This window comes from Pseudomaricurvus alkylphenolicus (genome assembly GCF_011683955.1).
GTDB classification, from domain to species: domain Bacteria; phylum Pseudomonadota; class Gammaproteobacteria; order Pseudomonadales; family Cellvibrionaceae; genus Pseudomaricurvus; species Pseudomaricurvus alkylphenolicus.
On the sequence record NZ_JAAQPI010000005.1, the window covers coordinates 23,203 to 45,142 of the forward strand.

The following is a 21,940-nucleotide window of genomic DNA, read 5'->3' on the forward strand; positions in this document are numbered from 1 at the left end:
TGCCAGCTCTAATCAGAACCCATTGCTGTTACCATAGCTCCCCTAATAAGCCAAAGTTCGGAGTGCTTTACCTCTCGTATGATTCACGCAAACCCATCCCAGTACATCGCTACTCTGGATCCGGATGACGACTATGAAGAAATCGTGCGACTGCTGCAGACTGTTGTCTTCCCCTGGGACACTGAACGGGCGTTGGAGTTCGCCCTGTTTCGCACCTACGCCGTGCCTTCCATATCCGGCTTACTGGCCGCCACCGGCCAGTTTACTCAGTACACTCGAAAGCGTTATGACGATACGGAATTGCTGCTGGCCGAGGCGGTGGAACACGGGCTCGACAGTGAGCGGGGCGGTGCGGCGATTGCTCGCATGAACGACATGCACGGGCGTTACAAAATATCCAATGACAACTACCTCTATGTTCTCTCCAGCTTTGTTTTCCAGCCAATCCGCTGGATGGAGCAATATGCCTGGCGCCCGATGACGGATTTGGAAAAACGGGCATGGTTCAACTACTACCGTGCGCTGGGTCAGAGAATGAAAATTCAGGAGCTGCCGGACTCTTTTGAGGCGTTTGAGCAGTTCAACCTGCGCTATGAGCGAAAAGTGTTTCGGTATTCTCGGAGCAATGGTGACATCGCGCATGCTACCAAAATGCTGTTTTTGAGCTTCTACCTTCCGAAGCGATTGTATGGACTGGCGTCGCCGTTTTTTGATGCATTACTCGACCCGCCGCTGTTGGCGGCGCTGGGATTTAAACAACCCTCGAGCATTTTTCGGTGCATTGTGCATGCAGGACTGAAGTTTCGAGCTTTGTGTTTAAAGTGCTTACCCAAGAACCGGACGCCGGTTTCCTTTACTGGCAGGCAGCGGCCTACGTATCCGATGGGGTATGCGATTGATAGGTTGGGGACGTTTGAGGGGGGAATTACTGCAACACCAACCAATAAAAGTTAATCGGGTGTAGTTGATAATATCTGGTTTGAAATGCAATTAGTAAATGGCTGATATCATCTGCCAGCTATTAATAACTACAGCTAATTTAGAAATTGTCCTTCAAAGTGATGGCCCTGGACGAGTCCAGGGCTTCAGGTGCAAAATGGAACTACAGTACCCATTCACCCGGGCTAATCTCGCTCAGTCCGCTTAGTTGAATTTCGGTGTTAATCTTGTTTTCCAGCGATTCTGAGAATGACACCATTACGTCATAACGTTCCATTCCGTTTTCCAGGTCATTAACCCAATAATCTAATCCGGCCTGTTGGGGCTCGCGATCGAGCACGTTCTCGTACAGAAGCTCGACAAACTGCGCATCAGTTAGCTCGGTACCATATGTCTCAACGAACTCCGCTGACTCAGTGAAAGATTGCGCGATGTTTCTAAATGAGAAGGTACCGCTTTCCCACCTGTCAATCCAGTAGTTAAGTCCCTCGAGTTCCGGCATGCGATCAAAAGCTGTCTGGTAAAGCCGAGCAATGGAGAGAGCTGTTTCGTGGCCAGCCTCTCTAAATAGCTCAATGACGGTTGAGAGCCTGGCTGCTTCAGACATTTCCTGTGTAAGGTCATTCATGGTCGGGCGACTGACTCCCAACTGTTCAGCACTGAAGCTGCCTAACCAGAAGTCACCCGTCTTCACATGTGAAATAAATTCGTTAAATTCATAGTGTTCATTGAGGCCATCAGAATTGAAGTCGAACCAGAAGTTCTCAATCTTAGCATCGGAAGAATTGTAGCTCCAAAAAACGACCATCTCGGAGTGTGTGCTATTTGTGAGAACGAGATGCTGCCCATCTAGTTCAAACGCACAGGCCCAATCATTCTGATAGCTGATGACTGTATCATTATCGTCGCCACCGTGTTCGAAGATCTGAACGAACATCGCATTTCCATCGATTTGCTCATCTTCGAGTATGTAGGTGTCGTCACCCGTACCGCCCATCAGCATAGGATTATTTATATTCTCAGAGTACAGAACGTCATCCCCGGAGAATCCCATAAATGCACCGGTGATGTTTCTTTCACCACTGTCTAAGGTAAACGTGTAATCTCTGTTTCGAAGGTGGTCGCTGTCATTACTCCCGCCGATCGCGAGAAACAAATCAGCTTCAACATCTACAATACGAATCCTGTTTCCGGCCTCGTCTGTAGCGTATATAGGTTCGCCGTTTTCATCTTCTGCGGGTTCGCCAGTCTGAGGGTCAATCAGTTGATAGAATTCGGGATCATCTGTCGCAGCTCTTGGCACAAACACAGATATGATCCCAAGGTCTTCATTGTAGGCGGCCGGGTAATGGTTTGGGTTCACCGCGTATAGGCCGCTACTGGGACGATAACTAGCCAATGTTGTCCAGCTAATGTTCTGCCAGTTTATTTGATTTGTGTTGATACCTTCTTGAAAATTTGAAGCCAGTACAGCAAGAGAAATTTGGGGCGTTTCTGGTGCTGGCTCGTTCTTCTCATCATCGACTACACCTTCATCGTCAACAACGTCTACGTCTTGGTCATTATTTGAATCAGGCGTTACGGGTGTGTTGTCGCCGGAGGATGAGGTAGGAAAAGATATTGTTCCCATATTGAGTTCCCTTCAATGTCTTCTGTGATCTATTTCTGTCCTAAATGCTTTCCAACTCACCGCCGCCATCGCCAGAGATAGTTGTGACTGTAAAAATTCAAACTTGGCTACTGTTGGCAAATTAGTTACCAACCTTCAGTCTGAAAATATCGGTTATTGGCAGTGAGTGGCAATCGTAACAGAAAAGAAAGGCTCTTCCGATACATTGGTGGGTGAATAATGTGCCAATTAGAGTTGAATTTTGGGCGTGGTTCAGACTAAGACACTAGCGTTTGCTTGTTTGGCGGCCAATACGGTCGGTATTTGATCTTTTGGTCTGGTTTCATCGCAAGTATCTCGAGCGAACACCAAACCGCCAGAAGTGTATCTAGGTTAATTTGCTAGACCATAGAAAATCTCAGCGGGAGATATAGAGCCTCCCGCTTTGGATTGTAACCTGAATTTCCTCCTGATCACATTTCACACTTCGGAGTGGCCGCTTTGGAGAACCAGTCAATTGCCAAAAAAAGAACAGGTATTCAGCTATCCACGTGCGATGATATGTATTTCCCTAGAGCCAGATCTTGTCCCAAACCGCTTCAATCCTTGAACAACCAATACCATCGCAATGACAGCCCCAAAAATCCAACTGCCCGCAAAAACTGGATCATTCAAAAAACTCCCAATCTGATAAATCACACTGGCGCACCAGTAGGCCAAAAAGCTGGACCACCCAATCACCAGGCTGGCCCAAAACGGGCCGGATTCCCGATTCATCGCACCCATGACCGCCACACAGGGCGTATAGAGCAAAATCAACACCAGATAGCAAAACGCGGCAAAAGGGCTGCCAAACAAATCCTGCATCGCCTTGAGCCCGGTATTGGAAACCCCCTGATCATCCAGCGAATCCTTAACCGCGCTTAACCCCAGGGGATCTGTCAGGTTGCGGCTGAGATCGACAAGGTTATTACCGATAGAGGCGAACGCCTCCTGAATATTCTCTGCAATATTCAGTTCGCTGCCATTTTTGGAATCGTCACCGGCAACGTCTTGATAGAGTGCATCCAGCGTGCCCACTACGGCCTCTTTGGCGAATATGCCGGTAAACACGCCGACAGTCGCCGGCCAGTTGTCTTCTTGTACACCGATGGGCGCGAGCGCCGGGGTCAAGCTTTTGCCGATGGCGCTGAGCAATGAGTCTTTGCTGTCCTGATTGCCGAAGCTGCCGTCCACACCTATTGAGTTGATCAGGGTGAGCAGAGTGACCACTTTAATGATGGTCACCCCGGCGCGACGGATAAATCCGTACAGACGGTGCCAGGTGGTGATCAATGTGTTACGCAGCAGAGGCAAGTGATAGGTGGGCATCTCCTGGAAGGAGGGGGAGGCCTGGCCTTTAAACAGGGTTTTGCGAAACAGCCAGCCAGTGAGTACGGCGACGGTGATGCCGAAAAGGTAGAGCGCGAAGACGATAAGAGAGCTGTACTCGGTAAAGAAGGCGGTGGTGAACAAGGCGTACACCGTCAGGCGGGCGCCGCAGGACATAAACGGGGCCATGGCAATGGTGAGCAGCCGATCTTGTTCGCGGGTGAGTGAGCGGGAGGCCATCACGGCTGGTACGTTACAGCCAAAGCCGACAATCAGCGGCACAAAAGCGTTGCCGGGTAAACCGATGCGGGCCATGAGGCGATCGACGACGAAGGCGGCTCGGGCCATGTAGCCAGAGTCTTCCAGCAGGCTCAGGCACAGATACAGAAAACCAATTACGGGTATAAAGGTGCCTACCAGTTGTATGCCGCCGCCCAAGCCATCAGCCAGTATTGTGACCACCCATGCCGGTGCGCCGATGGAGTTCAGTGCGTGACCCAGCCCGTCGATCAACAGGGTGCCGAGCAGGATATCAAAGAAGTCGATAAAAACGGCACCAAGGTTAATGGCGAGCATAAACATCAGGTACATCATGCCCAAAAAGATGGGGATGCCGAACCAGCGGTTGAGAACGATATTGTCGATACTTTGGGTCAGGGAGCGCTTGTCGGGTTGCATCACCATCACACCCTGGGTCTGTTGCCGCACCCATTGGTAGCGGTGGGTGATGGCTTCTTCCTCGCACAGCAGGTCTTGTTTGGGTTTGGGGGCGTGTTCCGGGTGTCGGTTGAGGTGTTGCAGGGTCTGTGTCAGTTGTTCGAGGCCGTCGCCTTTGCTGGCCACTATCGGGATGACTGGTACTCCGAGGTTGCGCTGCAGGGCATCCACGTCGATGTGGGTGCCCTGTTTTTCTGCCACGTCGAGCATGTTAAGTGCAATCAGGGTCGGACAGCCCAATTCCAACAGTTCGTGGGTGAGCAGCAGGTTACGGTTAAGGTTGGACGCATCAACAAGGTTGACGATCAGATCTGGCTTTTGTTCCGTGATAAAGCGCCGGGCGATTTGTTCATCAACGCCTTGATCGGTCTGGTTGAGGGAGTAGACGCCGGGTAGGTCTACCACTTGGATGTCAGCGCCGTCGAGCCGCAGTTGGCCGGTTTTTTTTTCAACGGTAACACCCGCCCAATTACCCACCTTTTGGCGCGAGCCGGTAAGGGCGTTAAAGAGGGTGGTTTTGCCACAGTTGGGGTTGCCCGCGAGGGCTATGGTAAAGGGGTCTGCAGGCGTAGCGGGTTTCACAGGAGTTCTATTCGAATTTGTTGGGCGTCGTGTTTACGGATGCTGAGCAGGGTGCCTTCGATGCGGATTTGCATAGGGTCGCCCAGGGGGGCGGTGCGCAGTAGGGTGGCCTCGGCGCCGGGGATCACGCCCATCGCATGCAGGCGGCTGAGGCTCTCGCCCTGTTCGGTAAAGCCGGTGATGCGGCTGGTGTGTTCCTGGGTCAGGTCGGCTAATGTCATGGTTATGGTAAATGAAAATAATTCGCGTTAATGGTATGGGCGTGGGCGCGCAAATGCCAGTGAAAAGTGGCTGTTGCGGCAAAACGACGCAGTAAAGTTGATCTGGCTCAACAATGCCGTTAGCGTAATGACGTCATTTTTGAAGAGAGCGGATGCTGGGGCGACTATGAATCCGGATGTAATTACTGGTTTGGTTGCCAACCTGGGTAGTGAATCATTTACCGAATGCTTCTTCGATTTTTGGGATGAGCTGGTGGGCGTTGACCAATGCACTGCCTGGCGCCTGCACCCGGACACGCCACCGGTAACACTGGTGTCGGAGCGACCGGGTGAGGATCAAAAGATTCGTACCCTTTGCCAGATCTATTCTGAGGGGCTTTTCCACCAGGACCCGCAGATCGAGCAGGACGAGGGTGATGCCGGTTATCAGCAGGGGGTTATGAAGGTCTCTGCACAGAACATGGCCGCCGATGATTATCGGCGGGTGTTTTTTGAGGAAGCCGACCTGCAAGAGAAGCTGTTGGTTTTTTGTCCGGTGGGAGAATCTGTTTATTATCTGAATTTATATCGTCGCAATGGTCGGGCAGCCTTCTCAGACCAGGAACAGGTGGTTACGGAGCGCTATTCTCAGTTAGCGGCGACGCTGCTGGATAAGCAGTTTCAGTGGTTGCCACCGCAGCTTGCCAGTGCGTCTCAGGCCGGTCGCTTAAGTCAGCAATTGGAACCGTTTTTTGCAACGCATCCTGCGGGGCTGTCTGCTCGGGAGGCATCCACCTGCGCCCATATAGTGGCGGGGCACAGTAATGAGTCGATTGCTCTGAATCTGGATGTGAGTGTGAATACCGTGCGGACGTTTCGACGTCGGGCTTATGCCAAGTTGAATATCGCTACACAGAATGAGTTGTTTGCGCTGTGTTTGGAGGGGGTGGAGCGGTAGGTCGCCTCTCAAACCAGGTTGTTTGAGTCTGAGTTTCTGTTATTCCCGGAGATAAACTTTCGTTGCATGGTGGCCGGAGAGATACCGAGAATTTCCGCCGCTTTGGTTTTATCGCCATCTGCCTGCTGCATTGCCTGGTAGACCATAATCTTTTCGGTCATCAACTTGGCCTGCTCCAGTGTGACGTCCGGAGACCAGAGTCTCCGCATTCCCTTTAAGTACTGATGCTCGTTGGTCAGGGGTATTCTGGAGACCAGGTTAAACAACCCCTGCTCGGTTTCGGCGTAGATCAACACCGCCAATATTATAGTGATCGCCAGCGGTACAGTGACGGCTGCATTTATCTTCACGCCATAGTGCATGGCGGCGACGGTGATCAATATCGCAATAACGAACGGCAGGGTGGCAACCAGCAGTACCAGTGCTCGCTTCTGTTCGATGCGGTTTTTGGCAAACAGAGTGGCACTGAACAAAACCCCCACCGAGCCAACCAGGGTGACGAGCATAGTCGCCTGTATGATCCAATAGCGCGGGCCTGCGATTCTTGTTACGGCATAACCGATAGATTCGGCGCCGAGCAGGGCGGCGTTGGGAATAAATATCGCAGCGGTGCAGGCCAGGCAGACCGCCAGCAGCAGGGTGTCAATGAAAGGACTGTCTACCCCGTGAATATTCAGAGACAGCCCAAGCATGGAGGCGCAGGCGCAGATCGCCGCGACGTAATAGGCTTGCAGCAGTGTTAGACCTTGCTCGGGTTTGTCGACGTAGGCAAACCCCATCAGTTCAACAAGGTTTGCCGCAAACAGGGCTGCCAGGAACGCCAGCAGCCAATGGTTCATGGATAAAAGAGATTTGCGCGCGCTGATGATCAGAACGATTTTAATCAATAACGCCAGCGCGCTGGGGATGGCATAGGGGGTTAGTATTGTCAGTACGTCATTCCAGTTTGACATATGGATATTCCCGATCCAGAGCCCAAAAACAGGACCTTATCGCCCCTGCATGGGCGATTAATATACATATTGACCGGGATTGTGGCGGACGTCAAATTACCCATGTGGCTATAGGTGATTGGGGCCTTTTCTTCCTGGGTGTGGGCTGCCAGCGCCAGCTTCTTGTGCGGGTCCCGCCCCACCTGGTGACAAACAAAACTGTTTATGTTGGCCGGATTCCACCCTATGTCCCGGTAGGTTTGGTCGATGTGTTCTCCGTGAAGTTTGATCACTTCCTCACTGATGGCGCCCATCATCATTTGCCCCACCATGCCCTGCGAGGTTTGCTTGAGGTAGCACAGCTGATTCTTTTCGCCTTGTGACCAGAACCTGAACTGCCCAAATCCCGAGCGTCCGTCAGAGCGCTGAATCACCATGGCACCGCCGGCATCGCCAACGGTTAAGGCTCCGACGTGGGTTTTGAAGAACGCCTTTTCGTTCGAGCGTTGAATATGGCCCATCATTTCGAGAACCATTTCGCTTTGTTTTTCCCCAGTGCAGACCAGAACATTATCGGCCATGCCACTGGTGATATAAGCGTCTGCCAGAGCCAGGCCATTCATAAAACCCAGGCAGGCGTTGGAGATATCCAGGCAGGCAGCATTGGAGGCGCCCAACAGTTGCTGAACCCGGCAGGCCGTTGCCGGTTCTTTCCAGTCTCTGTCGATACCACAAAAGATGATCCAGTCGATGTGTGTCGGATCTATGCCAGATTCTTCAATGGCGCCGATGGAGGCCCGGTACGCCATGTCGGAAGGTTGTAAGGCGTCTTCGGAAAAGCGTCGTTCGATGATGCCGATGTATCTCGAGATAAAGTTTTCCGGCACACCAAACCGTCGCGATTTGATCTCTGTCATCAGATCAATGCTACTGACTTTCTGGGAGGGGAGGTAGGCGCCGATGCCGGCTATGCGTGAGTGAGTACGAAAGTCCATGATATGTCATCCTTTTTCGGTTTTGGGGTTGCGTGGTTAAACGCAATTTTCAGCATAACCAAAACTGGATGGGGGACTAGGGTACCGACCGATACTGACACGTGGATGGTTGTGTCGTAACTTTTTGTTTTTATTTGGTTTTTATTTGGTTTCTGTTGAAGTGAAGAGGTGCTGAATGATAAGCCTGCAACTCTTGTAGCACGCTGGGGTGACAGACAACCACCGCTCTGAAAACTATCCTTATTCATACAACTTAAAGAGAACTGAGTGAAGAGGACAGCGCTCCATGCATCAACCTGAAACCCAACCTCGATTCAGTACCTGGTACCCGTACCGGGTCTATCCCTATCAGCGCCAATCATTCACCGGCGACGAACCCGCCCGAGTGGTGATCGTGGGCGCCGGTCCCATTGGTATGGCCACGGCGCTGGATCTGGCGCGCTTTGGGGTACCCTCACTGATTATTGAATCCGAGCGCCAGGTCAGCCATGGCAGCCGGGCGATTTGCCTGACACGTCGATCAATGGAGATTCTGCAGATGATCGGTTGTCACCAGCCATTTATGGATAAGGGCCTGGGTTGGAATCTGGGGCGTTCGTTTTATCGCGGCAAGGAAGTGTTCCAAATGCAGTTGCCGGACAGCGACGAGAATCGTTTTCCGCCGATTTTGAATATTCAGCAGCAGTATATTGAGCAGTACCTGATTGAGGCGATAGAGGCGAACCCGCTGACTCGAATTCAATGGGGCAGCAGTGTAACAGGTATTCGGCAGGATCAGGAGGTGGCGACCCTATCCATCGATACCGCAGAAGGCGATTATGATCTGGCGGCGGATTGGGTAATCGCCGCCGACGGAGGCCGTTCAACCATTCGCAAATTGATGAAGCTGCGCATGGAGGGCAAGGCATACAGCGGTAACTTTGTGATTGCCGATATTCAGGCAGATATCGATTTGCCTACCGAGCGTCGTTGTTACTTCGATCCCGAGTGGAACCCCGGTAATAATGTTCTTGTGCATCGCGAACCCGATGGCATTTGGCGGTTGGATTTCCGCCTGCCCGATGGCGAAACACCGGAGCAGGCATTGGAAAAACAAGTGCTGACCCAGCGCATCAATTCGATTTTGCAAATGATCGGACAACGGGTGAAGTGGTCGTTGGATTGGGCCACGGTGTATAGTGCCAGTACCAAAACCTTGCCGGATTTTGTTCACGATCGCGTCCTGTTTGTGGGCGATGCGGCGCACTTATTACCGATCTTTGGTGTACGTGGGGCCAACACCGGTTTTCAGGACAGCAACAATCTGGCCTGGAAGCTGGCTGCGGTTATTCATGGTGGTTCCGACAAAAAACTGTTGTATTCCTATTCCAGCGAACGTGTTCAAGCCGCCCGTGAAATCTGCGATGAGGGCGGAAAGTCGACCCGCTTTATGACGCCGCCGACGGCCGGTTATCGACGCTTGCGTGATGCGGTTTTATCGCTGTCGCTAAGCCAGGATTTTGTTAAGAACCTGATGCACTGGCGCACCTCGAGGCCACATACCTATGCAAACAGCAGCCTTAACGCAACCGATGACGGCGGCGAAGCTTTCACAGCCGGTCCGGCTATTGGCGAAGTCGCCCATAGCCATCGTCTCGCGGATAACGACTTTCTGTTGGATTACTTGCAAGGTGCGCTAACCTTGTTGGTGTTTGCAACCGAGGCCAACGGCCCTGTTTTTGAGATGCAGTCTTCCTTTCCGTTGCGACGTATTGTTGTAAATCGAAACGGCAGTCCCGTGCCTGGGGCGGACTTGGTGATTCGCGACAGAAACGATGAACTGTCGCAAGCTTATGGTGCCGAGGTGGGCACGGTGTATTTGATCCGCCCGGATCAGCACGTGTGTGGTCGTTGGAAACACGTCGCCGCGGAGTCGTTGCAGGCAGCGATTAACCGGGCAGTTTGTGCGGAGGAGTTTTAAGATGAGTCAATTGGGATTATCGCAGCAGGATATTGAGTCTATCTACGATGCATTGGCTGAAGCCATTGATGAGGTGGGTGAAAAGAAGGAACCGCTGTTGCTGGCCAAGCTGGTGTTACTCCTGGCTAACCGGCTGGGAGATCAACGGGCAGTCATGGAAGCGCTGGCGATTGCGGGGAAAGATCTGTAACCTTTAGGCGATGATGCACTCGAAGCCAATCGCAGCAACCACCACTGAAGACGCCACCCTACTCGCCAACTGGGTGGAGCTGGCTTACCGTTGCCTGGTCAGCCGGGGGCTGGACGCGGCGGATATATTTGCGGGCCTGGACATCGATCCGGTGCGGGCCCAGCAGTCGGACAGCCGCATAGATTCCTTCAAGATCAAACAGATCTGGGATATGGCGGCTGCTCGTACGGGTGACTTGGCATTTGGTCTGACGGCCGCAGAAGTGGCCTTCCCGGCGATGTTTAATTCGCTCAGCGTCAGTATGAGTGCCAGCGAGTCGCTGCTGGATGCCTTGCAGCGGTTTATGCGCTTTCGGCGCATCATCGACAGCACCTGTGTGAATACGCTGGAGGAGACCGAAGAGGGCTATAAGTTCACCTGGGCACCGGTGCAGGGGTGTGAATCCAACGTGGGGGCCGAGGCTTTTGTGGCGGCGTTGATGACCCTGTGTCGTTGGGGCAGCGGTCCGGATTTTGGGCCGACTCGGGTGACACTCAGTCATGATCTTCCTGATGAACTGGAGCGCTATCAACAGTTTTTCAATGCGCCGGTTCAGTTGCAAACCGCTGAGAATGCTCTGTATTTCAGTCGTGAATCCCTCGAAAGTCCTATCGTAACCGCAAACCAGCAATTGGCGTTGGTCAGTGATCAGATTACCGCCGACTATCTGGCCCGCACCAGTCACGCGGATATTGTCGACCAGGTTCACAGCAAGTTGCTGGACTTCCTGCCCCAGCGAATTGTGTCGGAGGAATTGATTGCCGAGGAGCTGAACCTGAGCCTGCGATCCCTGCAGCGCAAGCTGCAGGAGAAGGGCACCTCATACGACTCGCTGTTCCAGAATGTGCGCAGGGAGTTGGCCGTGCAGTTGCTGAATGATCAGCAACTTTCAATCGAAGAAATCAGCCGGTTTTTGGGCTTCTCCAGTCGCAGTAACTTTGGCCGGGCGTTTAAACGCTGGACCGGCGCCACGCCGCGGGAGTTTCGCCAGCGGTGCAGTGAATAACCTGCTCAAGGGTTTGGCACTTCGGACCGGTCGCGCTCAGAGCGCGCTGCTACAGTGCGTTCAAGCATCACCTCTGCACCATGCAAGCAATGTTGGCGTGAACTGAATATTCCCCTGACGTCCTTTGAATACCCCCACTGGGTAATATCACTCTCACCCATTCCAGATGTGAGAGGAAAACCCAATGGTATTGGAAGTCGGCAGTTTACCCCTGCTACAGGACGCCCTGGCGGTTCTGGAGGAATCGTTCCAGGTGATGCCCGAATACACTCCCGAGGCGGTTAAACCCGAAGTCAGCCAGGTGTTGCTGGAGGCGGCAACCCGTATGCAGGACAACTACCCATACGCGCATCCTCTGTACGCCGGGCAAATGCTTAAACCTCCCCACCCGGTGGCGCGGCTGGCCTACATGATGTCTCTCTGGATCAACCCCAATAACCACGCGCTGGATGGTGGCCGTGCCAGCTCGGCACTGGAGAAAGAGGCCGTGACCGAAATCGCCGCCATGTTTGGTTGGAGTGAGTTTTTGGGGCACCTGTGTGGTGGTGGCACCATGGCCAATATGGAGGCGCTGTGGGTTGCCGGACGCCTGCATCCGGGCAAGAAAATTGTCGCCTCGAAGATGGCCCATTACACCCACGGTCGTATTTCTGAAGTTCTACAGCTGGAATTTGAAGCCATCGCTACAGATGCCCGGGCGAGAATGGACATGGAGGCGTTGGAAGCGGTGCTTAAACGAGGTGAGGTGGGCACTGTGGTGGTGACTCTGGGAACCACCGGTGTGGGTTCTGTGGATCCTTTGCCTCGCGTTCTGGAGCTGCAAAAGCAATATGGCTTCCGCATCCATGTGGATTCCGCCTACGGTGGTTATTTTGGTTTGGTGGACAACCTGGCGGACGAGGCTCGTGCCGCTTACGACCTGCTCGATCAGGTGGATTCCATTGTGATCGATCCACACAAACATGGTTTGCAGCCCTATGGCTGTGGCTGTGTGCTGTTCCGCGATGCCGGTGTGGGCCGCTTCTACCAACATGATTCACCTTATACCTATTTCAGCTCCGATGAACTGCATCTGGGTGAGATTACCTTGGAATGCTCGCGTGCGGGTGCATCCGCCGTTGCGCTCTGGGCTACTCAGCGTTTGTTGCCATTGCAAAAGGGCGGTGAGTTTGCTCAGGGTCTGGGCCAAGGTCGCGAGGCGGCATTGCGTCTGTATCAGCAACTCAAACACGACCAGCAATACCTGACGGTGATGGCGCCGGAGCTGGATATTGTTATCTGGGCTCCGAAGGGTGAAAGCGCCTCTGAAATCAGCCGGCTGTCTCAGCAGTGTTTTGATGAAGCGGAAAAACGGCATCTGCATTTGGCGTTGTTCGAACTTTCCGCCGATGTGGCCGCCGAGTATTGGGACGAACAAGTGGAATTTGATCAGCCCACGGTTACCTGCCTGCGTTCCACCCTGATGAAACCGGAGCATTTACAGTGGTTGCCGCAGATCAAAGGCATTTTGGATCAATCCATGGGTTGATGAGAAATCATTAACCGGGAATTTAACAATCAATTTGAATGGCATTTATTTTGGGGCGCGGTACCCAATAAAGCGGGGCTCGAGGTCGGAGCTGTCGCGGTCGGAGCCCGCTGCTACAGGTGTGTGTGTATCAGCCCGCTGAGGGTGACTGGCCGGGTAAGTGCGATTCAGACCAAATACCTAAATCCGTATACCTATAACAACAGCAGTGAGAGGAACTATGAATCATTATACAACCGCCAATAAACAAGTCTGGAAGAAAACCATATTGAGCAGCGTCATCGGCATGCTGGCGATGAGCACACAGGCAGAGCAAAAGAAGGAGGTGCCGTCCTTCGAACTGGAAGAGATTGTCACCATCGGTACCCGTGTTGCCGGCCGCACGGCCGCCGATGCTGCAGTGCCTATTGATGTTATCGATAGCGAGGCGTTGACCAAAAATGGTTTTACCGAGCTGGGGCAGTCTCTGCAGTCTTCAGCACCATCCTTTAACTTTTCCCGCACTCAGGTGTCAGACGGTTCAGACCTGTTCCGTCCGGCCACCCTGCGCGGCTTGCAGCCGGACCAAACACTGGTATTGGTAAACGGCAAACGTCGTCATACCCAATCCATCTTTGGCAACCAGGGCACCGTTGGTGGCGGTTCAGCCGGTACTGATATGAACGCCATTCCGCTCACCGCGCTGGAGGCGGTTGAAGTCTTGCGAGACGGTGCAGCGGCGCAATATGGCTCCGATGCGATTGCCGGCGTGATCAACCTGAAGCTTAAAGACAGTGTGGACGAAACCACCGGTTTTCTGCAGTGGGGTTCCACCGGTGAGGGGGATGGAGACACTGCTACGCTGGGCCTAAACACCGGTTTTGAATTGGGCGGTGACGGCGGTTTTATTAACCTCTCGGGCGAATTCCGCGACTTCGATCGCACCAATCGAGCGGACAATCCGCTCTGGCATCAGGGCGATGCCGAGGGCGAATTTACCTCGCTGTTTTACAACGCCATGCTGCCGCTGGCCGGCGGTGAGTTGTATTCGTTTGGGGGCTATTCCAAGCGTACGGCGTTGGGTTCCGGCTTCCGTCGTCGCGCTACCTCGGCTGCACAGAATATACCCCAGGTCTACCCGGACGGCTTTACCCCGAATATTGACAACGAGGCGGAGGATACCTCTTTTGCCATCGGCTACCGCCGCGAGCTGAGCTCTGGCTGGCAGTTGGATTCTTCGGTGGCTTACGGCATCAACGAGTATTCCTTTGCATCGGCCAACACCATTAACCCGTCGATTGCTGCGGAGTACCTATTCAACAACCCGGATGCCACGGATGACGAGATTGCTGCAAATGCGGGTCCTCGCTCCGGGCATTCTGCCGATTTTGAGTTTGAGCAGACCACCTTTAATCTGGATCTGAATGGCGAAGTTGCCATGGGTGACAATCCTCTCTATGTGGCCTTTGGTCTGGAGTACCGCGACGAAGCCTATGGGATTGGCCAGGGCGTTCCCGCGTCCTATAGCTGTGGCAGCAGCAACGCGGACAACTCCTTCCCGTCGGTGATTGATCCTTCGGTATTTGCCTCCTGCGGCTTTGAAGCCTATCCCGGTATCAGCCCGGAAGCGGAAACCGATATCAGTCGCGACAGCTACGCGTTGTATGTGGACTTCGAGCGCAATATGACCGAAGACTGGCTGTTGGGTGCGGCGCTGCGTTACGAGGACTACCAGGGCATTGGTGATGAGACGGTGGGCAAGTTGTCTTCCCGTTACCAGCTGAGTGAAAATCTGGCCATTCGCGGCGCCCTGGCCACCGGCTTTCGGGCACCGTCTCTGCCTCAAAGTGGTTATCAGGCCTTTGCCACTAACCTCAACAACGATGGTACCTTGGCTCGTTCCTATACAGCCGCTGCTGGCAGTGCACTGCCGGTGGCGCTGGGTATCGACAACCTGGAGATCGAAACCTCGCAAAGTGTCAGCCTCGGTTTTGTGCTCGACCTGGATGCTGTGACCATCACTGTTGATGCCTACAGCGTGGAGATCGATGATCGCATTGGCCTGGGTTCCAATATCAGTGCCACTGATCTGCAAGGCAACCAGGAAGCGCTGGATGCTCTGGAAGCCACCGGCGTGGCTGAAGCGCGGTTCTTTTCCAATGCCATTAATACCACCACCCAGGGTGTAGACCTGATTGTGAGCTACGATACGGAGCTTGCCGGTGGTGATCTCAATATGGTGTTGGCGGCCAACTATAACGAGACTGAAATCGACAGTCTCAATATCCCAGAGGGTACGACAGAAAATCAGATTTTTTCTTCTATCAGTCAGTCCTTTGTTACCGGCGGTCAGCCTAACGAGCGGGGCACCTTAACACTCAATTGGAGCCGTGACCGCCTGACCGGATTGCTGCGAGTGAACTACTTTGGTGAAACCGAGGTGGATTTCTTCGCGGGTAATCATATTGGTATTCCCAACACTCAGCCTACCAGTGTGGTGGAGTCGGCAGTGCTGGTGGATATCGATTTCTCCTATGACCTGACGGAGAATGTGACGCTGTCGGTAGGTGGTAACAACATTTTTGATGAACGCCCCGATGAGCTGGATAACGATGAGGTGCTGGATATCATCAGTGGTGGTGCCTTCCGTTATCCATTGCGGGCGGTGCCCTATGGCTTTAATGGGGCTTCGTATTATTTGAAAGCGTCGTTTGCTTTCTAACTCCGTTTTGTCGCGGTACCCGATAAAGCGGGGCATCGCGGTCGGAGCCCGCTGCTACAGGTAAGGTGGGTTTGTAGCAGCCCGCTCTGAGAGCGACATTTGCGTTCCACACGGACCCCTCAAAGTGAGGCAGGCTCTCAGAGTTTGCTGCTAAGGATTGAGCCGATACGTGATTGTGAAAAATACAAAAGGTAAACCATTTTGATGAAACCTATCGCCAGAACGCCGTTTTTGTCATTGCTGCTGACGATTATGACGTCGATGCTTGTTTCGCTCCCTGCTCAAGGCAGCGAAACGGTGTCTAAACCCAATATTATCCTGATACTCGCAGACGATCTGGGGTACGGGGATATTGGCGCCTTTGGTGGCGAGATCGATACTCCTAATTTGGATGCTTTGGCAGATAACGGAATCCGCCTGACCAACTTTCATACCCAGGCCAGTTGTTCTCCGGCACGCTCCATGATTCTGAGCGGCGTGGATAACCACCTGAATGGCATGGGCACCATGGCGGAAGATCTTCTGCCTCATCATGAAGGCTTGCCGGGCTATGTGGGTTACCTGAACCACCGTGTCAAAACTATTGCTACGGTGTTAAAGCAATCGGGCTACCATACCTATTTGTCCGGTAAGTGGCACTTGGGTTATGAGCAGGATCAGCGTCCGTTTGCGAGGGGGTTCGAAAAAACCTTTGCCTTGCTCAACGGCACAGCTGCCCATTTTGACAGCACCGGCGCCAATGCACTTCAGCCGAAGGGCACTTACACTCGCAACGGTAAAATTACCGAGCGGCCGCAGGGCTATTCCAGCGATCTGTTTACCGATGAACTTATCAAACAGATTGACGGCGAACGAGAGGACGGAAAACCATTCTTCGCTTATCTTTCGTTTACCGCCCCCCACTGGCCGTTGCAGGCACCGGCCCCATTGATTGAGAAATATCGCGATACTTATCAATCAGGTTGGGACAGGCTACGTCGCACACGCTTTGAACGGATGCAAAGCAAAAAGCTGATAGGGCCGGATGTGACTTATCCGCAACGTCTGCAAGAGGTACCCGCCTGGAACAGTCTGTCCGCCAGCGAACAGCAGGTGGAAGCTCGCAAAATGGCGGTGTATGCGGCTATGGTGGATAACCTGGACGCCAATATCGGTCGCCTGGTGACTTATCTCAAAAAATATAACCTTTACGATAACAGCGTGATAGTGTTCTTTTCCGATAATGGCACAGATCCCTATGACCGAAGCGAACGAGCCATCTACAAAGATTGGATTGCTGCCAACTTTGACAACCGTTTGGAAAATATTGGCCACCAGAACTCCTACACCTTCTACGGCCCGGGCTGGGCACAGGCGGGCGGCGTACACCTGCGCCACCATAAATTTCTACCAGGCGAGGGGGGCACTCGTACTCCAACCATTGTGCGATTACCATCCACAACGGGGGGACAGGTCAAACGCGAGTTTGCTTCCATACTGGACCTGGTGCCGACATTTCTGTCGATGGCGAAAGTGACTTTGCCTGACGACTCTTATGCACAACACCACGCTCCCCAGGGCCGCTCACTGTTGCCATGGTTACAGGGAAAACACACTCGGGTTTATGGCGAGGATGAATCGGTAAGCTTTGAACTGTTTGGCCACGGTGCGGTGTACCGGGGGCCCTGGAAGGCCGTTAAGGTGCGTGCGCCCTGGGGGGATTCCCGCTGGTCACTGTATCACCTTGAAAATGACCCGACCGAGAGTCAGCCGCTTAACCAAACGCATCCTGATGTTCTCAAGCAGCTGATCTCGGATCATCGCGCCTATCGCAAGCGCAACCAGGTGATTACTGAGCCGGACAACGCCACCGCTTATCCAAACAAACCCACTTACATTAAGTTTCAGCCGCGAGAGGGACTGGTCCGTGAGTCCCGCTGAGTCGCCGGCCTCCGTCGCTACGACGGAGCAGCCGCAAACCGCTCACAAGGCAAAAGGTTCGCTGGCGGGAGGGACGGTCATTGTCACCGGCACGGCGGTCGGGGCGGGCATGTTCAGCCTGCCGTTTGTCTCTTCCGGCATGTGGTTCGGCTGGTCTTTGCCAGTGGCATTGTTGACCTGGTTTTGCATGCTGCAGGTGTCCCTGTTTATTCTGCGGGTTAACCTTCATTACCGGGCCGGGGCCAGCTTCTCGACCTTCGTAAACGACATTCTGGGAGTGCGCTGGAATCTGGTGAACACCGCGTTGTTAGGGTTCGTGTTCTACATACTGCTTTACGCCTACATCAGCGGCGGCAGTTCAATAGTGACCCTGACGCTGAATCAATCCTTCGGTTGGTCGAGCGAACCTTGGATGTCCGGCCTGCTGTTTACGCTGGTGTTGGGCGCAGTGGTCTGGTTAAGCACCTCGGCGGTGGACCGGGTGACCAGCGTGTTGCTGCTGGCTATGCTGCTGACGTTTATCCTGTCGATGGCAGAGTTGGCACCTGCAGCGCGTGTGGAGCAGATACTGCTGAGCGCAGATAAGCAGTGGATACTCTATCCGTTTGCCTTTGCAGCCTTGCCGTTCTACCTGACCTCTTTTGGATTTCAGACCAGCGTGCCGAGTCTGGTCAAATACTATGGCCACCACCCGATCAAAATCCGCCGCAGCTTGTGGGTCGGGTCTCTGTTGGTGTTGGGGGTTTATCTGGTCTGGCTGCTGTTGGTGTTTGGCCAGATTCCACGCCCGGGCTTTCGCGCCCTAATGGAGGACGGCGGCAATGTGGGTGCGTTGGTGGCGGCGCTGTCGGGGGCGGTGGAGTCGGATCAGCTATCGCGCTGGCTCGGAGGTTTCGCCAACTTTGCCCTGGCCACATCTTTCCTGGGAGTGAGCCTGGCGCTGTTCGATTTTATTGCTGACCGCTTTAAGTGGACGGATGACAGAAGCGGACGATTAAAAACCGCGAGCCTGACGTATATACCTCCGCTGGTGATGGCGACGGCTTTTCCCAATGGGTTTATTCACGCCATCGGCTACGCCGGACTGGCGTTATCGGTGGCGGCGATCATTATCCCGGCGCTGATGATTCTGCGCTGCCGTCGAGTTAAAGACTTTAATATCCCGGTGGGCAGAGGGTCGGCGGCGGTGGCGGCTTTGGTGCTGCTGCTCGGCATTTTCTACATCCTTGCCGATCTGCTCACCATGCTGGAATTCCTGCCGGTTTACGGCAGGTAATTGAATTCCCCAAGGCAATCGGTCTCTCCTGAAACCGGTGCCGTCCCTAACGGGGCGCATCGGTTTTTTTTGGATACGCACATGGCGCGCGATGAATAGCCCTTGTCGCAGTGAGATCAGGTCATTCTGGTAGCCTGTGGCCGGGCTCATTGTTTTAGATGATATCCCGTTGTCAGTCCCGCCAGTAAGGTAAGACTCATAGTTCCGCAGGCGGCGGAACCGACTCAGAGAGTGAACAGGTGAACACATGATCAACTACGAAGCCATTATCGGTGGTAGAAAAGCAACCTCAGAACAGCGTATCGATGTCATAAACCCAGCCACGGAAGCGGTCGTGGGCACGGTACCCCAGTGCACCGCCGAGCAAGTCGACAATGCGGTAGCCTCGGCTCGCGAGGCGTTTAAGAGCTGGTCCAAAACCTCGGACGAAACCCGTGTCAATGCCCTCAATGCCATGGCGGACTTTGTGGAAGCCAATGCCGCAGAGCTGGCAAGGCTGCTGACGCAGGAGCAGGGTAAGCCCCTCAAGGGCCTGGGTTCGGAGTTTGAGATCGAAGGATGCATCGGTTGGTTACGTGCCACGGCCGGCATGAGCCTGGAGACCAAAACACTGGAAGACAGCGACGAGCGCGAAGCGCTGCTGTTGCGTAAGCCTGTTGGTGTGGTTGCCTCCATCACTCCATGGAACTGGCCTCTGATGATTGCCATCTGGCACCTGGCACCCGCCGTGCGTACCGGTTGTACGGTGGTGATCAAGCCCGCTTCAAACACACCGCTGAGTACAGTGCGGATGGTGGAGATTCTCAATGAGGCGCTGCCGCCGGGCGTTTTAAACATAGTAACGGGCGACGCCGGCCACGGGCTGCCGGATCACCCGGGTATTGATAAAGTGGTGTTTACCGGATCAACGCCGGTTGGCAAACATGTGATGGCGGCTGCCTCTCAGACACTGAAGCGACTGACCCTTGAGCTGGGTGGCAATGATGCCGGTATTGTGCTGCCGGACGCCAATATCGCCGATATGGCCGAGGGCATTTTCTGGGGCGGCTTTATCAACAACGGTCAGACCTGCGCAGCTCTGAAGCGTCTCTATGTCCACGAGTCACAGTACGATGAGCTGTGCGAGGCGCTGACCGCCATCGCCAGTAACATGCCAATGGGCAATGGCCTGGATGAGAACAATATTTTTGGTCCGGTGCAGAATCGCAAGCAGTACAACTATGTCTGCGAACTGGTGGACGATGCCAGGGAGCAGGGTGGCCGTGTGCTCTGTGGCGGCCAACCCCTGGAGGGCGATGGCTTCTTCTACCCACTGACGCTGGTGGCGGATGTGAGCGCTGGTACGCGTCTGGTGGATGAAGAGCAGTTCGGTCCTGTGCTGCCGATCATCAAATACACTGACGTCGACGATGTGATTGAACGGGCCAACGCCTCTGAGTTTGGTCTGGGCGGTTCTGTCTGGTCTACCGATATCGACAAAGCGAAGCAAGTGGCCGCGCAGATCGACAGCGGCAGCGTCTGGATCAACGGCCATGGCCAGGTCTTGCCCCACATTCCGTTTGGCGGGGTCAAGAACTCCGGTATCGGCGTCGAGTTCGGTATTGAAGGTCTGGAGGAATACACCACCACCCAGTCCATGCATATTCCCAAATAAAAGGGGCCGATCTTTGGTATGATGCCTCGGTTTTTTCGCGGTAAGCAGTCGAGGCACCATTCATGTCCAACACCTCCCGGGGGCATATTCCGTTCGCTGAATTCGTAACGCTGATGGCGATCATGACATCGCTGGTGGCGTTGACGATCGATGCCATGCTGCCGGCACTGCCGGATATGGGGAGGGAACTGGGTGCCCGGGACCCCAACGATGTTCAGCTGATTGTCTCGGTGATTTTTATCGGTCTGGCGGTGGGGCAGCTGTTCTATGGCCCTCTGTCTGACAGCATCGGTCGCAAACCGGCCGCCAACATCGGAATCATATTATTTATGTTGGGCTGTGTCTGCAGTCTGTTGGCGACAGACTTCGACACCATGTTGCTGGGACGCCTGCTGCAGGGACTGGGACTAGGCGCTCCCCGAGTCATCACCATCGCCCTCATTCGCGACGAATATCAAGGCCGGGAAATGGCCAGGGTCATGTCATTTATCATGAGCGTTTTTATTCTGGTGCCCATGGTGGCTCCTGCTTTGGGGCAGGGAATTCTGCTGATTGCCGACTGGCGTGCCATTTTCACCGTATTCCTGGCCGTCGGTCTGTTGGTCTTGGTCTGGTTTAATTGGCGTCAGCCGGAAACCCTGAGCTCTTCCAAGCGGCGCCCGTTTTCCGTGGGGCTGATATTCAGAGCAGCCCATGAAGTCTTGACCAACCCGATTTCTGTTGCCTACACCTTGATGGCCGGACTTTGCTCCGGTGCATTTATCGCTTACCTGAGTACGTCGCAGCAGATATTGGCCGGGCAGTACGGATTGGCTGAGTTGTTTCCCCTGATCTTTGCCCTGCTTGCGCTGGCCATCGGCAGTGCCTCCTACGTGAATGCGCGACTGGTGATGAAGTGCGGTATGCAAACGCTCATGCGCCGGTCGTCTCGGGTGATGATTGTGGTAGGGGGCTGCTACGGTCTCTACGCGCTATATACCGCCGGTCATCCGCCACTATGGACGCTGCTGGTGTACTTCACCATTACGCTGTTCTGCACGGGGTTAATGTTTGGCAATATGAACGCGGCAGCGATGGAGCCCCTGGGGCACATTGCGGGTGTGGGAGCGTCTATCGTGGGCTCGGTGTCCACCATTATTTCCGTGCCCGTGGCTATTGGTATCGGGCGTGTCTACGACAACAGTGTGACGCCGCTGGTCATGGGTTTTCTGTTAACGTCGCTATTGGCAATGTTGTTATTGGCCTGGGCCGAATCGCGTAGGGTGGAATAGCGAAGCGTAATCCACCAATAAGCTTGGATATTGCACGTCCTGGATTCCAAAAGTAGGCGCTCGCCTAGTCCACCCTACAGGTTAACCACCCA

At 54.0% G+C, this 21,940-nt stretch carries 16 protein-coding genes; 11 read left to right on the forward strand and 5 right to left on the reverse strand.

Annotated elements, in window-relative coordinates:
* Positions 1–78: 78 nt before the first annotated feature.
* Positions 79–954: an oxygenase MpaB family protein gene (locus tag HBA55_RS14385; protein ID WP_166992598.1), complete on the forward strand. Its 876-nt coding sequence runs from the start codon at positions 79–81 to the stop codon at positions 952–954.
* A 148-nt stretch (positions 955–1,102) separates the two neighbouring features.
* Here HBA55_RS14385 and HBA55_RS14390 read toward each other — a convergent pair whose 3' ends face one another.
* The 3 genes from HBA55_RS14390 to HBA55_RS14400 all read right to left on the reverse strand — a co-directional run bounded on the left by HBA55_RS14390 (position 1,103) and on the right by HBA55_RS14400 (position 5,439).
* The gene (locus HBA55_RS14390; RefSeq protein WP_166992601.1) at positions 1,103–2,569 is read right to left on the reverse strand and encodes a DUF4214 domain-containing protein; all 1,467 of its coding nucleotides are present in this window, start codon (positions 2,567–2,569) and stop codon (positions 1,103–1,105) included.
* A 522-nt stretch (positions 2,570–3,091) separates the two neighbouring features.
* Positions 3,092–5,218 (reverse strand): ferrous iron transport protein B, encoded by a 2,127-nt coding sequence (gene feoB, locus HBA55_RS14395; protein WP_166992604.1) that lies wholly within the window; start codon positions 5,216–5,218, stop codon positions 3,092–3,094.
* Positions 5,215–5,439: a FeoA family protein gene (locus tag HBA55_RS14400; RefSeq protein WP_166992606.1), complete on the reverse strand. Its 225-nt coding sequence runs from the start codon at positions 5,437–5,439 to the stop codon at positions 5,215–5,217. The genes feoB and HBA55_RS14400 overlap by 4 nt, the downstream gene beginning before the upstream one ends.
* Positions 5,440–5,605: 166 nt before the next feature.
* Here HBA55_RS14400 and HBA55_RS14405 point away from each other — a divergent pair, with 166 nt between their 5' ends.
* On the forward strand, positions 5,606–6,376 hold the full coding sequence (locus HBA55_RS14405; protein ID WP_166992608.1) for a helix-turn-helix transcriptional regulator: 771 nt from the start codon (positions 5,606–5,608) through the stop codon (positions 6,374–6,376).
* 8 nt (positions 6,377–6,384) lie between these two features.
* Here HBA55_RS14405 and HBA55_RS14410 read toward each other — a convergent pair whose 3' ends face one another.
* Both HBA55_RS14410 and HBA55_RS14415 read right to left on the reverse strand, forming a co-directional pair.
* On the reverse strand, positions 6,385–7,329 hold the full coding sequence (locus tag HBA55_RS14410; protein ID WP_166992610.1) for a helix-turn-helix domain-containing protein: 945 nt from the start codon (positions 7,327–7,329) through the stop codon (positions 6,385–6,387).
* Positions 7,305–8,303, reverse strand: a complete 999-nt coding sequence (locus HBA55_RS14415; protein WP_166992612.1) for a ketoacyl-ACP synthase III — start codon at positions 8,301–8,303, stop codon at positions 7,305–7,307. The genes HBA55_RS14410 and HBA55_RS14415 overlap by 25 nt, the downstream gene beginning before the upstream one ends.
* A 286-nt stretch (positions 8,304–8,589) precedes the next feature.
* On the opposite strand from HBA55_RS14415, the gene HBA55_RS14420 reads away from it, so the two are divergent.
* The 9 genes from HBA55_RS14420 to HBA55_RS14460 all read left to right on the forward strand — a co-directional run bounded on the left by HBA55_RS14420 (position 8,590) and on the right by HBA55_RS14460 (position 21,848).
* Positions 8,590–10,263: an FAD-dependent monooxygenase gene (locus HBA55_RS14420; protein WP_166992613.1), complete on the forward strand. Its 1,674-nt coding sequence runs from the start codon at positions 8,590–8,592 to the stop codon at positions 10,261–10,263.
* A gap of 1 nt (position 10,264) precedes the next feature.
* Positions 10,265–10,453, forward strand: a complete 189-nt coding sequence (locus HBA55_RS14425; protein WP_166992615.1) for a DUF2783 domain-containing protein — start codon at positions 10,265–10,267, stop codon at positions 10,451–10,453.
* A 10-nt stretch (positions 10,454–10,463) separates the two neighbouring features.
* Positions 10,464–11,498 (forward strand): AraC family transcriptional regulator, encoded by a 1,035-nt coding sequence (locus tag HBA55_RS14430; RefSeq protein WP_166992617.1) that lies wholly within the window; start codon positions 10,464–10,466, stop codon positions 11,496–11,498.
* 184 nt (positions 11,499–11,682) lie between these two features.
* Positions 11,683–13,026 (forward strand): pyridoxal phosphate-dependent decarboxylase family protein, encoded by a 1,344-nt coding sequence (locus tag HBA55_RS14435; RefSeq protein WP_166992619.1) that lies wholly within the window; start codon positions 11,683–11,685, stop codon positions 13,024–13,026.
* Between the two features lie 220 nt (positions 13,027–13,246).
* Complete coding sequence (locus HBA55_RS14440; RefSeq protein ID WP_206019806.1) at positions 13,247–15,727, forward strand: TonB-dependent receptor plug domain-containing protein; 2,481 nt, start codon at positions 13,247–13,249, stop codon at positions 15,725–15,727.
* Between the two features lie 204 nt (positions 15,728–15,931).
* On the forward strand, positions 15,932–17,647 hold the full coding sequence (locus tag HBA55_RS14445; RefSeq protein WP_240946104.1) for a sulfatase family protein: 1,716 nt from the start codon (positions 15,932–15,934) through the stop codon (positions 17,645–17,647).
* Positions 17,634–18,923: an aromatic amino acid transporter gene (locus HBA55_RS14450; RefSeq protein ID WP_166992625.1), complete on the forward strand. Its 1,290-nt coding sequence runs from the start codon at positions 17,634–17,636 to the stop codon at positions 18,921–18,923. Before HBA55_RS14445 ends, HBA55_RS14450 begins: the two co-directional genes overlap by 14 nt.
* A 247-nt stretch (positions 18,924–19,170) precedes the next feature.
* Positions 19,171–20,577 (forward strand): aldehyde dehydrogenase family protein, encoded by a 1,407-nt coding sequence (locus HBA55_RS14455; RefSeq protein ID WP_166992628.1) that lies wholly within the window; start codon positions 19,171–19,173, stop codon positions 20,575–20,577.
* A 62-nt stretch (positions 20,578–20,639) separates the two neighbouring features.
* On the forward strand, positions 20,640–21,848 hold the full coding sequence (locus HBA55_RS14460; RefSeq protein ID WP_166992631.1) for a multidrug effflux MFS transporter: 1,209 nt from the start codon (positions 20,640–20,642) through the stop codon (positions 21,846–21,848).
* Positions 21,849–21,940: the final 92 nt, after the last annotated feature.

Bases quoted from the DNA above. Each gene is read 5' to 3' on its own strand.
- HBA55_RS14385 (WP_166992598.1), top strand. From the start codon at position 79: ATGATTCACGCAAACCCATCCCAGTACATCGCTACTCTGGATCCGGAT.
- HBA55_RS14390 (WP_166992601.1), bottom strand. From the start codon at position 2,569: ATGGGAACAATATCTTTTCCTACCTCATCCTCCGGCGACAACACACCC.
- HBA55_RS14400 (WP_166992606.1), bottom strand. From the start codon at position 5,439: ATGACATTAGCCGACCTGACCCAGGAACACACCAGCCGCATCACCGGC.
- HBA55_RS14405 (WP_166992608.1), top strand. From the start codon at position 5,606: ATGAATCCGGATGTAATTACTGGTTTGGTTGCCAACCTGGGTAGTGAA.
- HBA55_RS14410 (WP_166992610.1), bottom strand. From the start codon at position 7,329: ATGTCAAACTGGAATGACGTACTGACAATACTAACCCCCTATGCCATC.
- HBA55_RS14415 (WP_166992612.1), bottom strand. From the start codon at position 8,303: ATGGACTTTCGTACTCACTCACGCATAGCCGGCATCGGCGCCTACCTC.
- HBA55_RS14420 (WP_166992613.1), top strand. From the start codon at position 8,590: ATGCATCAACCTGAAACCCAACCTCGATTCAGTACCTGGTACCCGTAC.
- HBA55_RS14425 (WP_166992615.1), top strand. From the start codon at position 10,265: ATGAGTCAATTGGGATTATCGCAGCAGGATATTGAGTCTATCTACGAT.
- HBA55_RS14430 (WP_166992617.1), top strand. From the start codon at position 10,464: ATGATGCACTCGAAGCCAATCGCAGCAACCACCACTGAAGACGCCACC.
- HBA55_RS14435 (WP_166992619.1), top strand. From the start codon at position 11,683: ATGGTATTGGAAGTCGGCAGTTTACCCCTGCTACAGGACGCCCTGGCG.
- HBA55_RS14440 (WP_206019806.1), top strand. From the start codon at position 13,247: ATGAATCATTATACAACCGCCAATAAACAAGTCTGGAAGAAAACCATA.
- HBA55_RS14445 (WP_240946104.1), top strand. From the start codon at position 15,932: ATGAAACCTATCGCCAGAACGCCGTTTTTGTCATTGCTGCTGACGATT.
- HBA55_RS14455 (WP_166992628.1), top strand. From the start codon at position 19,171: ATGATCAACTACGAAGCCATTATCGGTGGTAGAAAAGCAACCTCAGAA.
- HBA55_RS14460 (WP_166992631.1), top strand. From the start codon at position 20,640: ATGTCCAACACCTCCCGGGGGCATATTCCGTTCGCTGAATTCGTAACG.